This is a genomic window from Streptomyces sp. NPDC003943 (assembly GCF_053605265.1).
Genome location: NZ_JBSGIW010000021.1, coordinates 74,008 through 86,656, shown reverse-complemented (window position 1 = coordinate 86,656; position 12,649 = coordinate 74,008). Strand labels below are relative to the sequence as shown.

At 76.2% G+C, this 12,649-nt stretch carries 9 protein-coding genes and 1 pseudogene; 7 read left to right on the top strand and 3 right to left on the bottom strand.

The window, feature by feature from the left end; all coding sequences use genetic code 11:
* The 4 genes and pseudogenes from ACWEV0_RS12175 to ACWEV0_RS12160 form a co-directional block, all read left to right on the top strand.
* Positions 1–941, top strand: a pseudogene (locus ACWEV0_RS12175) (hypothetical protein); the annotation flags it as partial.
* Complete coding sequence (locus ACWEV0_RS12170; protein ID WP_453148825.1) at positions 938–2,686, top strand: hypothetical protein; 1,749 nt, start codon at positions 938–940, stop codon at positions 2,684–2,686. The pseudogene ACWEV0_RS12175 and the gene ACWEV0_RS12170, both read left to right, overlap by 4 nt.
* Positions 2,683–4,785 (top strand): AAA family ATPase, encoded by a 2,103-nt coding sequence (locus ACWEV0_RS12165; RefSeq protein ID WP_453148823.1) that lies wholly within the window; start codon positions 2,683–2,685, stop codon positions 4,783–4,785. Before ACWEV0_RS12170 ends, ACWEV0_RS12165 begins: the two co-directional genes overlap by 4 nt.
* Positions 4,782–5,294: an FHA domain-containing protein gene (locus ACWEV0_RS12160; protein WP_453148821.1), complete on the top strand. Its 513-nt coding sequence runs from the start codon at positions 4,782–4,784 to the stop codon at positions 5,292–5,294. The genes ACWEV0_RS12165 and ACWEV0_RS12160 overlap by 4 nt, the downstream gene beginning before the upstream one ends.
* On the opposite strand, the gene ACWEV0_RS12155 is transcribed toward ACWEV0_RS12160, so the two are convergent.
* Genes ACWEV0_RS12155 through ACWEV0_RS12145 form a run of 3 tightly spaced genes read right to left on the bottom strand, consistent with a single transcriptional unit; the run spans position 5,291 to position 10,502 of the window.
* On the bottom strand, positions 5,291–5,950 hold the full coding sequence (locus tag ACWEV0_RS12155; protein WP_453148819.1) for an RES family NAD+ phosphorylase: 660 nt from the start codon (positions 5,948–5,950) through the stop codon (positions 5,291–5,293). The two genes, ACWEV0_RS12160 and ACWEV0_RS12155, sit on opposite strands and share 4 nt — an antisense overlap.
* The gene (locus tag ACWEV0_RS12150) at positions 5,950–6,687 is read right to left on the bottom strand and encodes a hypothetical protein (RefSeq protein ID WP_453148817.1); all 738 of its coding nucleotides are present in this window, start codon (positions 6,685–6,687) and stop codon (positions 5,950–5,952) included. The genes ACWEV0_RS12155 and ACWEV0_RS12150 overlap by 1 nt, the downstream gene beginning before the upstream one ends.
* On the bottom strand, positions 6,684–10,502 hold the full coding sequence (locus ACWEV0_RS12145; protein ID WP_453148815.1) for a CHAT domain-containing protein: 3,819 nt from the start codon (positions 10,500–10,502) through the stop codon (positions 6,684–6,686). Before ACWEV0_RS12145 ends, ACWEV0_RS12150 begins: the two co-directional genes overlap by 4 nt.
* Before the next feature lie 301 nt (positions 10,503–10,803).
* Between ACWEV0_RS12145 and ACWEV0_RS12140 the strand changes: the two genes are divergently transcribed.
* The 3 genes from ACWEV0_RS12140 to ACWEV0_RS12130 all read left to right on the top strand — a co-directional run bounded on the left by ACWEV0_RS12140 (position 10,804) and on the right by ACWEV0_RS12130 (position 12,549).
* Positions 10,804–11,109: a hypothetical protein gene (locus ACWEV0_RS12140; RefSeq protein ID WP_453148813.1), complete on the top strand. Its 306-nt coding sequence runs from the start codon at positions 10,804–10,806 to the stop codon at positions 11,107–11,109.
* On the top strand, positions 11,106–11,759 hold the full coding sequence (locus tag ACWEV0_RS12135; protein WP_453148812.1) for a hypothetical protein: 654 nt from the start codon (positions 11,106–11,108) through the stop codon (positions 11,757–11,759). Before ACWEV0_RS12140 ends, ACWEV0_RS12135 begins: the two co-directional genes overlap by 4 nt.
* A 103-nt stretch (positions 11,760–11,862) precedes the next feature.
* Entirely contained in the window at positions 11,863–12,549 is a 687-nt protein-coding gene (locus tag ACWEV0_RS12130) for a Crp/Fnr family transcriptional regulator (RefSeq protein ID WP_453148810.1), read from the top strand.
* Positions 12,550–12,649 lie beyond the last annotated feature (100 nt).

Below are 12,649 nucleotides of genomic sequence, written 5' to 3'. Positions count from 1 at the left end.
CCCTCACCCCCCCCCCCCACCCGGCCGCCCCCCCCCCCCCCCCCGACCCCCCCGGCGGCCCCCCCCCCCCCCGCGCCCCCCCCCCCCCGCTGCTCCGCGGCACCGACGACCTCGACGCCCGGCTCCTCGGACTCGCCCACCAGCCCGACCGCGCCGGCGAGCGGCTGCGCCGCCGCACCGCCTGGGACCGCGCCCTCGGCGAGCCGCCACCCTGGTACCGCGACCTGCGCGCCGACCCCGACCACCTGCTGCGGCTGCTCGCGGCCCTGCTGCTCACCGGACTCGCCCGGCAGGAGGCCGAGCAGCGGCAGACCGAGCAGCGCGTCCGCGCCGAGGAGCGGCTCTTCGCCCTGGAGACCGACGCCCGCTACGCGGTCCTGCGGCGCCTCGACCGCCCGCCCACCCTGGGCTGGGCCCTGCTCGGCGCCACCCTGGCCACCGCGCCCTGGACCTTCGTCATCGGACTCGCCGACCTGTTCAACCGCGCGAACCAGGCCGAGATCGTCCTCGCCTGGATGCTCGCGCTGCCCGCCGCCGCGGTCGTGTTCGCCCTCGAACTGTGGATCGCCCTCTACATCGGCCCGCCGGTCTACCACCCCACGCGCTCCCTCGCCGGCCTGCTCATCCGCACCGGCGAGCGGCCCGCCCGCGCCGTCCGCTCCCGCGGCCGGCTCAGCAACGCGATCGGCGCGGCGGTCCTGGTCGCCCTGGGCGCGCTGGGCCTCTGGGCCGTCGTATGGGCCCCCTGGGCCTGGCCGGCCACGACCGTCCTCGCCCTCACCGCGTGGACCGTGCGGCGCTGGTGGGCCTGGCGGCGGACCGCCCGCGACGCCCGCCTCGACCGCGCCGCCCGCCGGGCCGCCCCGACACCGCGCCCGCCCGCCCAGGTCCGGCAGGGCGGCGCCCCCCGAGCCGTCGCACCCACCGGGAGAAACCAATGAGCTACGGCATGGCCTACCCCTCGATCGCCGAGATCGTGCCGACCGTGGACTACTCCGGCACCGGTTACGTGCCCGGGACCGGCGACGTCGTCCAGCACACCACCGGGTCCCTGACCGACGCCGCGACCACCCACGGCGCGCTGACGGACGGCGCCCTCACCCACGACCCGGTGAGCCTCGGGCAGCTCGCCGACAGCGCCCGGTCGGGCGCCGGCCATGCCGCCGGGCACGCCGTCGACGGGATGAGCACGGCGGCCCAGCACGGCCTGGACGCCGCCGGTCACGCCCTCCACCAACTCCTGGAGCCCGCCGCCGTCGCCCTCGGCGCACTCAGCGGGGCGCTGTTCGTCGGCCGGGCCGCGATGGTCGCCACACATGTGCTCGCCGCCGCGGCCGTCAAGGCCGCCGACGAGCAGCGGTGCCTCGAACAAGGGCAGCTGATCGCCGCCGCCGTCACCGCCCAGTGGGAGGCCGCCGCCTTCGCGGCCGTCCGCGCCAACGCCCGCCGCACCGCCCTGCTCGCCCGGGTGCGCCGGGCGGCCTTCCGCACCCTGCCGGACACGCCCCCGCCCCCGCAGCCCGACCTGCCGCCCCCGCTCACCTGCACGGGCAAGGCGCTCGGCGCACTGCGCGGACAACTGGCGGCCATGGAGGCCGCGTTGCAGCGGGCCGAGGCGGCGCAGGCGCGCTGGACGATGGAGCAGGCGCTGCACACCTCGGCGGGGCCGGAGGACGAGGAGTGGCGCCGGCACCTGCTGGCCCGCCGCGAGGCCGCCGTACGCGCCCGGCAGGCGGACCCGTTGGCCGCGGCGACCGCGCTGCCCCGGCCGCCCGCGGCCGACGGGCTCGACCGGCGGCAGGCCGAGGAGTCGGGCGCCGCACTCCTCGCCCTCCTGGAGCCGGGCGCCGACCCCAAGGACGCCGAGCTGGCCGTCGCCGCCGTCCGGCACGCCGTCGACTCCGCCGCCGAGCACCCGGCCAAGGCCCGTATCCACCTGCGCGAGGCCCGCCGCTTCGTCACGGACGCCAACCGGGCGGTACGGGAACGGCTCGCCGCCCGCGAGAAGGCCGCCGTCCAGCTCGACTTCCTCCTCACCGAGGCGCCCCCCGGCGAGCCGCCGCTGGTCCCGGCCGCGGCCGAGATCGCCCTGCTCCAGGCCGCCCTCGAAGCGGGGCGGCAGCTGGAGGCCGACGAACAGCGCGCGGTGGACCGGCGGGTGGAGGAGCGGCTGTCGGACCTGGAGTGCCGCTACACCCGGGAACTGCTGGGCCTGGCGGTCACCCGGCTCGCCGACCCGGCGGCCGCGGGACGGCCGGCGGCCGAGGCGGACGCGGACGGGCCGCTGTGCTTCGACCTGACCCCGGCGGGCTGGTGGCCCGGGCACTGGCTGCGGATCACCGTGCGCGACGGCACGACCGAACTGGTCACGATGTACGAGGAGCACGACGGGCCGCGCGCCACCGCGGACCTGGCCCTCGACGCCCGGCGCTGCCAGGAGGCCCGCGGCCACCTGGAGGAACTCCGGGCGGCCGGCCGCCGCTGGGGCATCGACCTGCCGGTGAACTTCACCGAGAGCGGCACGGCCGTCGCCGGGGTACGGGGCGGGGACGGCGCCGTCGTCCTGGGCGAGGGGGACACGGCCGGCGCCGACCCGGCCGGCACGCGGGCCTCGCAGCCGCATCGGGAGGCCCAGCCGCCCAAGGTTCGGTACATGGGTGACAACCGGAGGAGCGCGGGCGGATGAGCACCTACGACACGCAGAACACGACCGGCGGTCACGACGGCCACGACAGCGACGGCGGACACGGCAGTCACGACACCCGGCGCACGCCGGCCCGGTCCGACCGCCTGGCCAAGGCCCCGTCGGCGCAGCGGCGCGTCCCGCTCTTCGTCGAGGAGCTGACCGGAACGCTCAGCGTCCACGCGCAGTACGTCCTGTACGGCAACATCCGCGACCTGTACCTCGTACGGCACCCCGGCGGCTACGGTCACCACGGACTCGTCACCGTGCTGTGGAACGCCCTGCGCGCACAGGGCTACCAGGCGCTCGTCCGCTACGACCAGATCGAGGGGTTCAGGGTGGTCGCGGGGCCGGAGGCCGACCTGGTCCGGCATCTGCTGACGGAGAGCGGCCCGGCCGCGCTGCCCCGGGCCGGTCGCAGCCGCAGGTCACCGCAACTCCAGGACGTCGTACCGCAGTTCGAGGACCTGGTGGAGGGCTGGGCGCAGCGCAAGGCGCCCCCCAACAGCGGGCGCGAGCCGGAACCGCTGCGGGTCGCCCTGATCGTCGACCACGCCGCCCGGCTGACCGCCGACCCGGGCCGGCTCTCCGACGCCGAGCGGGACTTCTTCGTCGCCTGCCTGAAGCTGGCCGACTCGGCCCCGCTGGTCAAGCCGGGCCAGGTCGCCGCGCTCACCTCCGAGGACCGGGCCGCGCCCGAGCTGTTCAACCCGATCATCTGGCTCGCGGACGGCGAGCGGGACCTGCCGAACTGGCTGGTCTCCGGCAGCGACCGGATCCGTACGATCGCCGTACCCGAGCCCGACGCCGACGAACGGCGGCGGATGGCACGGCTGTTGAAGCGCGAGTACGCCGAGCGGACCGGCCGGGTGCGCCGCACCGCGCCCGGCACCGAGGTACCCGGCCCGCGGGCAGGGGACGCCGACCACGCGGAGGCGTTCGCGCGGGCCGCCACCGGCATGAACCTGAAGGCGATGCGCGAGAGCGTCAACCTGGCCCTGGCCCGCCACATGCCGTTCGCCGCGATGCCCGACGCGGTGCGCGTCTACCGGCTCGGCGTGGAGAAGAACCCCTGGCGGCGCGAGGAGATCCGCAAGCGGATCAGCGCGGGCGAGCGGGAGATCCCCGCCCGCGTCCTCGGCCAGGACGCGGCCGTGTCGATGACGCTCGCCATCCTCAAGCGGGCGGCGCTCGGCCTCTCCGGCGCCCAGGCGAGCAGCCCCGGCCACCGGCCCCGCGGCACCCTCTTCTTCGCCGGGCCCACCGGCACCGGCAAGACCGAGCTGGCGAAGGCCGTCGCGTCGGTGCTCTTCGACAGCGACGAGGCGTATCTGCGCTTCGACATGAGCGAGTTCTCCGCCCCGCACTCCGCCGACCGGCTCGTCGGCGCGCCGCCCGGCTACGTGGGCTTCGAGGCCGGCGGCGAACTGACCACGGCCGTGCGGGCCAACCCGTTCCGGGTGATCCTCTTCGACGAGATCGACAAGGCCGACAAGGGCGTCCTGGACAAGTTCCTCCAGGTCCTGGAGGACGGCCGGCTCACCGACGGCCAGGGCGTCACCACGTACTTCAGCGAGTGCGTCCTCATCTTCACCTCCAACCTCGGGGTCCAGCGCACGGACCCGGTCACCGAGGAACGCCAGTGGATCGTCGAACCCGGAACGCCCTACCGGGAGTTGGCCCAGCGGGTGAAACGCAACGTCAAGCACCACTTCGAGGCGGTCGTGGGCCGGCCCGAGCTGATGAACCGCATCGGCGGAAACGTCGTGGTCTTCGGGTTCATCACCGCGGAGACCGCCGGCCGCATCCTCGACCTCCAGATCGGGAACATCCGGCGCCAGCTCGCCGCCGAGCACCACCTCCACCTGGAGCTCGCGCCCGAGGCCCGCGCCCAGCTCGCCGCCTACTGCACCCGCGACCTGTGGAACGGCGGCCGGGGCATCGGAATGATCCTGGAGACGCATCTGCTCAACCCGCTGGCCTGCGAACTCTTCGACCGGCCCGCGGCCGGCCCGGGCGAGACGCTGCGGGTGCGCGCGGTCCGGGAGACCGAGGACGGCCAGGTGGAGATCGACATCGAGACCCTGCCGGGGGAGCGGTGAGCACGCCCTGGGACGTGGAGGAGTACGAGGAGGAGTACGAGGAGGAGTACGGGGAGCAGCACGGGGAGGAGTACGGGGAGGGAGGCGAGGAGTACGAGGACCTGGACTCGCTGGTGCGGTCGCGCCCTCCCGACTCGGTGGACGCCCCCACCCGACCGCCGGACCCGTCGGCCGGCCCCGCCGTGCTGCGCTTCATGGAGGTCGGCCTGACCCTGAGCGTCGCCCCCGGCACGGTCGCCGGCCTGGGCCGCGACCCGGACTGGGCACCGGGCACCGCCGGCGCGCTCGCCCCGCACCGTACGGTCTCGTCGCGGCACGCCAGCGTGGCGGTCGCGGCCGACGGCACCGCGTCCGTCACCGAGGAACCGCCGGGCGCCGTCAACGGCACCCGGCTCAACGGCACCGACCTGGTCGCCGGCCGGCCCTACCCGCTGACCGACGGCGACCGGCTGTGGCTCGGCGCCCGGATCAGCTGCACGGTGACGCTGGGCCGGCGCGGGGCGCGTTAGTCCGCAGGGAGGGAGATCCGCGCGCGCAGCGGCTCAAGCAGGGCGTTCACCTCCCGTACGTCGGCCGGCGTGTCCAGACACAGGGGCGCGCCGGGCTCGGCGAGCAGCGGGCCGTCGCCGCAGCGGTCGCCGAAGAGCTGGAGCGCGGGCCGCGGGCGGCAGCGCTTGGACTGCCAGAGGAGGCCGGCCGTGCCGGTGCTGTGTTCCCGGATCAGCCGCGCCCAGTACCGGGTCTTGGCGTAGTCCTCCTCCTCGCAGTCCACCAGCCAGGCGTCCTGCCAGACCGCGGCCAGGCCCTCCGCCGAGGTCAGGTCGACCAGTCGCAGCTCCACGGTGGTGCGCAGCACCGACAGGCGGTAGCGGGAGGCCTGCGCCCAGGGCACCAGCCGGACACCGATGGCGTCGTCGAACTCGACCGAGCGCAGCAGGACTTCGGAGAGCGCGGTGACGGGGTCGAGGGCCGCGTAGAGATAGGGGTACGGGTCCTTCTCGGTGGCGTCGAAGCGGCTGCCGCGGAAGAACTCGTGGGCCAGCGTCGGGTTGAACCCGGTCGCTGCGAAGCGGTGCTCATGCAGCCGCCACAGCCGGGTGCCGGCCGGCACCGTGTGCGTCAGGGGCCGCATCGGCACCCCGGTGGGCGGGATCTGACGTGCCATCAGTCACCCTCCACCAGTTCGCGCGCGGCCCGGGCGAGCTCCTCGTCCGGTACGGAGCCGAGGAGCTCGGCCGGCACGCCGCGCAGCCAGCGGTTGCCGCCCAGCCACCAGTCGGCCGCACCCCACGGGTCCCGGTCGGCCATCAGCAGACGGTTGATCAGACCGACCACCGGCAGCGGCCGGGTGGTGTCGCGACCGTCCGCGGAGAACTGGAACCGCGGGTAGCGGTAGCCGAGTTCGGGATGGCGCAGCCTGATCAGCCCGGGGTCGCCCGGTGCGGCCGCCACGTCGGCGGCGGCCAACGAGGGCACGGCGAGCAACCGCGCCCGAACCGGGTCGGGGTCCGGGCCCGGCGCCGCCTGGGCCGGGTCGGGGATCGGCGCGGGGCTCGGGTCCGGGTCCGAGGCGGGGTCCGGAGCGGTGCCCACGTCCCCGCCCGGTGACGCCTGCAGTGTCGCGAGCAGGGCGAGTACCGGTGCCCGGTCCACCACCTGCGGGTCCGGGGTACCGGTGAAGCGGACGGCGCCCCGCAGCGCCGCGGCCACCGGGTGGACGTCGGGCAGGGCGCGCAGCACCCGCCGGAGGCGGCGCAGCGCGGTCTGCACGGTCTGCACGTCCGTGGCGCCCGCCAGGCCGCGCAGGACGGCCGCCAGCTCCTCCCGGGCGTCCGGGTCGAGCGCCGCGACGGTGCTCGGCCAGTGCTCCCGGAGCAGGGCGACGAAGTCGTCGGGTGTCATGCGGTCGCTTCTCCTTCCTGCGGGCCGCCGGCGTGCGGTGCCGGGTTCCCCTGGTGGATGAAGGCGCCCCAGAACGCGGGTCCGGTCAGCTCCGGCCGGGCCGCGGTCCGCAGCAGATACGGTGTCAGGCCACGCACCGGGGCTCGGAGTTCGGCCGGTGCCAGCATCCACCGCTGGGCCGCGCGCAGGGCGTCGGGCGGTGCGAGACCGGCGGCCACGTGGTGGTGGAAGACGGTCATCAGGACGGCCGAGGCGTCGTCGAGGACCGGCCAGCGCGAGCCGACCGCGTCGGCCGCGAGGCCGTGCACGAACGCGGTGGTCACGGTCAGCGCCTCGTCGTGGTCGCGGGTGCTCAGGTCGGTCTCGCAGGCGCTGAGGACGACCAGCGGCCGCGCGGCCCCGGCGGGTCCGGCCGGGGCGTCGAGCAGCCGGGTCACCGAGAGCCGGCCGGCCTCCGGGTCCGCCCCGGCGGGCGCCGCCAGTTCGAGCACCGACGAGCCCGGGTCCGCGCCGGCCGTGCCGTGGCAGACCAGATGGACGACGGCGACCGGTTCCGCCCCGGAGTCCCGCGCGCCGGGAGGTCGTCCTGTCGACCTCGCCGGGCTCGCGACGCCCGGTGCCTCGGTCTCCCGCGTCGACGCCGGCCGAGGACCCTCCCGTAGCCCTTCGGGCTGCCCGGGCTCGCCCGGCAAGGCGCCCCCGAGCAGCCCGAGCACCTCCGCCGGGGTGCCCCCGGGCGGCGGCGGGTCGAACGTGCGGGTGTCGAACTGCCCGTACAGCGCCGCCTCCGGGTAGTACGCGTCGTGCACGGCGAGCACCTCGTCCTCGGCCATGTCGAGCCCGCCGGGTACGCAGACCAGCGCCTGCCCCCGGTCGACCGGCAGCCGCCGGGTCCGCGCCGCCCGCAGGAACTCGCGGCCGGAGGCGGCGTACGTCAGCACGACCGGCTCGCAGGCCCGCACCGTCGGCGGCGCGCCGCCCGCCCGCCACCGGTCCGGCACGGTCAGCCGGGCGGCCTGCCACGGCACCACACCCAGGTTTCCGCAGGGGACGAGGACGAGCCGTACCGCCGCCGCGGAACCGGGACGACCGCCGAACAGGCCGGCCTCCCCGAGTCCCCGTTCCCACAGGCCGAGTTCGTCGAGGACCGGCCCCATCACCCCGTCGCCGGCCCAGTCGCACAGCACGTCGAGGGCCGCCTCCCAGCGTTCGAGGCCGCGGCGCACGGTGAACCGGCCGTCGGTGGCCGCCACGTAGGCGGCGACCGGCGCCCGCCCTTTCCCGGACAGCGAGGGCAGCGGCAGCGCCCACGGTGGCCGGTCCGGCACCAGGAACAGCGCCCAGCCCTCGTCGTCCGCCTCGCCAGGCAGCAGATAGACGAGCGCGTCCGCCCCCGACGCGCCGACCGTGTGCCGCAGTTCGGCGATGTCGGGCACCTCGCCGCCCGGCCCGTCGTCCTGCCCGCGCAGCAGCTCCAGCACCCGGCGGCGCAGCCCGCTGGGCAGTTCGGGCCCACCGGACGAGCCGTCGAGCAGAGCCGACAGCAGCCCGGACGGCCCCGCCTCCGCGACCGAGCCCGCCGCGCCGGGCCGGGCCTCCCGCCACTGCCGGGCCAGCTTCTCCTCGCCGAGCGCGGCGAGCCGCTCCGGCACCGTCGCCGAGACGGCCGCGGCGGCGAGCACGAGGGCACGGCCGGCCTCCAGACAGGCCACCGCCTCTTCCGGCCGGCCGGCCCGTACGGCCCAGGACGCGGCCAGCAGGCCACGCCTGGCGCCGCCCCGGGCGGTCTCCAGGCCGTGCTGCACCCCTTCCTCCAGCAGCACGTCGGCGGCGGTCGCCCGCAGCGACTCGCGGGCGTCGGCGACGGCCCGCACCAGATCCGGCCCGGCACCGCGGCCGGCCCGGGCGGCGTAGCCCTCGGCCAGGTCCCAGTGGAGCGCGGCGGCCACCTGGGCCGTTCCGGGCACCAGTTCGCCCCGTGCGGTCTCCAGCTCGGCGAGCGCCTCGTCGAGCAGCGTCGCCGGCTCCGACGCCCCCCGGCCCTGCGGGGTCCCGTTCCGGAGCGCAGTGTCCAGCCCGGGCCGCAGCTGGAGGGTCCGGTGCTGGAGGGTGAGGGCCATCGCGATGCCCATCCGGGTCCGGATCCGCTGGTCGGCGACCACGGGGTTGCCGAGCAGGGACGCGCGGGCCCGGGCCACGGCGGCAGCCACCCGCTCGGGCTCGGGATCGAGGTAGGAGGTGAGGGCGAGCAGCGGGGCCCAGAGGGCGTCCATGAGCACGCGGGCGAACGGGTGGGTGTGGGAGGCCGTGTACGCCTGGTCCAGGTGGTGGACCGCGCTGCGCAGGGCCGTGGCGTCGGAGCGCGTCTTGGCGAGGGCCAGATGCGCATAGCCCAGGAGGAAGAGCGGCATGAACCGGTCGGCGGCCCGCGGATCAACCGCGCCGGACCCGTCGGCTCCGCCGGCCGCCCCGTCCCCGCCCCCGTCCGCGTCCTCGATCTCGTCGAGGAGGTCGAGTGCGTCGCCGATCAGCTCCTCCAGCGCCGGCGCGTCGTCCGCGTCGGCGGCCTGGGACACCCGGGACATCAGCAGCATGTGCCGGTTCCACCGGAGCAGGTCGTCGGCACCGGGCCGGCCCGGCGCCGGCTGCGAGACCAGCGGGCCGGCGCCGGGCGCGAGCGACTCCCGGAGCAGCTGCTCGGCCACCGCGAAGTCCAGCCTGTTGCCGCCGGTGAGCGACGACCCGGCGAGCAGCCCGGGCAGCACTCCGCGGACGAACCAGCCGAAGTCCTCGTCCTGGCCCTGCTCCTGCGCGGCCTGCCGCAGCAGGCGCAGCGCCTCCTCGTACTGGACGGGGTCACCGGAGCGGGTGCCGAGGAGGGCGCGGGCCATGGCGCGCAGCCCGTCGGAGATCTCCAGACCGGTGTTCGGCCGCGGGGCGTCGGCCTCCCGGAGCAGGTCGCCGAGCTGTTCCACCGAGAGGGAGTCCGGCTGGAGGGCCGCGGCCATGAGCCCGAGCAGCGGGCGCAGCTCCTGCTGCTCGTCCCGGGTGGGCAGCCGGACCTCCGCCTCGGGGATCTCCTCGACCGAGGCGGGCAGCATGCGCCGCAGCATCCGGACCATCGGTGCCATCGGCCCGAGCATGCCCTGGTCCAGCGTGTCCATCCGGTCCATCAGCCGCAGCAGCCCCGCGCCGTCCCCGGCGGAGAGCGCCGCCTGCATGTCCGTCTGGAAGGCGAGGAACTCCGCCATGGCCGACGGCATCCCGCCGCGCCGGGTCGCGGCGATCTCATGGGCCAGCCGCTCGATCTCGGGGGCGGACTCGACGAGGCCGGGGCCGCCGTGCTGCTCGGGCACCGAGGCGTTCAGGATGTGCTGGACCGCGTCCAGGCCCAGCGGCCGCCGCTCGCCGTAACTGCCGACCAGCAGGACGACCAGGTGCTGGGCCGCGTCGGTGCGCCGCGCGATGTCGAGCAGGTCGCCCTCGCGTGCCCGGCGCAGCAGGGCGATGGCCTCCTGGCGGTCGGTCTCGTCCCGGCTCTCGGTCCAGCGGGCGCCGAACAGCGCGCCGAGCCGGGCCCGGGCCACGGCGGGCAGCGCCTCGTCGCCCGGCGGCAGTCCGTCCAGTTCCGGCAGGAGCAGCCGTAACTCCGCGATGAGCGCATCCCGTTCGCCGGCGGTCGGCCCTGCGGGTGGGCCCTCCGGCACCGGCGCGACCTGGACTCCCTCGGAGCGCCGCACCAGGTCCCGGAGCCGTTCCGAGAGTTCGGTGATCCCGCCGTCGGGCTGGTCTGCTGCTTCGTCCTGTGTCCCCAACACCCCTCCCCGGCAAGCGGATACCGTCCATCATGGCCCCATTCCCCGGCGCGCGGGGAGTGGTTCCGCGGGCGCGCGGAACCCGCCCGGCAATCGACCGGACGGCGCCCGGACAGGCCGGATCGAACGCCGTTCCGCATGGCAGCATCGAGCTACGGAAACCCTCGCACCAGCCCCGTCGCGCGTCCCGTGCCGCCGGGGCCCCAGTCCAGTCCAGTCCAGTCCCGTCCCGCGCCCGTCCCACGTCCCGTACCGTGCCCGGCCCGCCCCTCGCTCTGCCGATCCCGGAAGGCGACCGCCCTTGACCGTGCTCCCGTACCTCGAAGTCACCGCCGCGTCCTACGCCGCCGCGTACACCGCGCGGCTGCGGCTCACCGACACCCCGGACGGCGTCGTCCTCAGCGGCACCTGCCCCCGCTGCGCCTGCCCCTTCGACTTCACCTACACCCGCCGCGTCTACCGCCACCGGCCCGTCCGCGCCCGGTCCGCCCACACCGTCACGGTGCCCGTCCTGTGCGTGTGCGAGACCCACCACGAGGGGCGCCCCGACGACGAGGAGGGCTGCGGCGCGTACTGGAACGTGCTCCTGGAGAGGACCGCGCGATGACCTGGCAGGCGCGCCCCGGCCCCGACGGCACCCCCGCCGACCTGATGGCCGCCCGGCGCGGCCGCCGCCTGCTGCACGGGGAACTGCCCCGGGTCCGCGAGGCGGCCCTGGCCTGGCGCAACGGCCTCGGCGCGCTCCTCGCCGGCCTGATCGGCTTCGGCCTGCTCAAGGGCCGCACCGACGTCGGCTCGCTGGCACCGCCGTACGGAGCCCTCGTCGGCGCCCTGCTGCTCGGCGCGCTGCTGTGCGGCGCCGCCGGCAGCTTCCTGCTGCTGCGCGCCGCCCACGGCCGCCCCGCCGCCTCCCCCCTGCCCGCCCCCGTCCCGGGCACCCTGCCCGCCGGCCCGGTCACCGCCGCCCACGCCGAGGCCCTGCGCGCGGCCCGCGCCCTGGCCCGCGGCGTCCGGGCCACCGTGTGCTGCGCCGTGCTGCTGACCGCCGCCGTCGCGCTCACCTGGTACGGCCCGGCCAAGGACGGCCCGCGCCTCGCCGTCACCACCCCGGCCGGCACCACCTGCGGCGAACCGCAGCACACGGCCGCCGGCCGGCTCCTGCTGAGGACCGAGACGGGCGACACGACGGTCGACCTGTCGACCGCCACGGCGGTACGGGTGGTCGCCTCCTGCGCCCCACCGCCCGAGGCCCCGTGACCGGAAGCCGCCGGGAAGCCGACGGCGCCGAGCGGTGATGCGCTAACCTCGCGGTTCACCGCGAGACCGGGAGCGACCCGAAACGGGCGCCGGGGAGAGACAGTTGACGCAGTTCGAAGACCAGGTTCCCTTCGTGGTCCGATTGGACGGCGACGACCGGCAGGCGCTCTTCCGCAGCGGTAGTCCCCTGACCTTCCCGGCGAGACAGGTCCTGCTCCGCGAGCACGAACCGTCGACCCACGTCCTGGTGATCCTCTCCGGCTGGGCCAAGGTGACCTCGGCGGCGCCCAACGGGTACGAGGCACTCCTCGCGCTCCGGGGTCCCGGGGACATCGTCGGCGAGCAGGCCCTGCTCAGCGGTCGGCCGCGCGGGGCGACCGTCACCGCGCTCGAACGGGTCGAGGCACTCGCCGTCGACGCCGACCGGTTCGGCACCCTGATCGACGAACGCCCCGACATCGCACGCAAGCTGCTCGCCCTGACCGCCGACCGCACCCGGGACAGCGACCGCCGCCGCGTGCAGTTCGCCTCCCTCACGGTGCAGGAGCGACTCGCGCTGCTTCTGCTCGAACTGATCCGCACCCACGGCGAGGAGTCGGACGACGGCGTGCAGCTCACGGCCGGGCTCACCCAGAGCGAGCTGGCGGGCTCGGTCGGCGCCTCGCGCGAGGCGGTCGCGCGGCTCCTCAAGCAGCTGCGGGAGCGCGGCATCGTACGGACCGGGCGGCGAGGACTCGTCGTCGTGCGACCTGACGTACTAAGGAAGATGGCGCGCTCCGGGAACGGCTGAGCGGGGCTGCCGGAGGCGCTCCCACTGGCCCGGTTCTGTGCACGTGGTCACATTCCGAATGTGCTAGGTTCCGTCGCCCCGAACCCACCGCCCCTGGCAT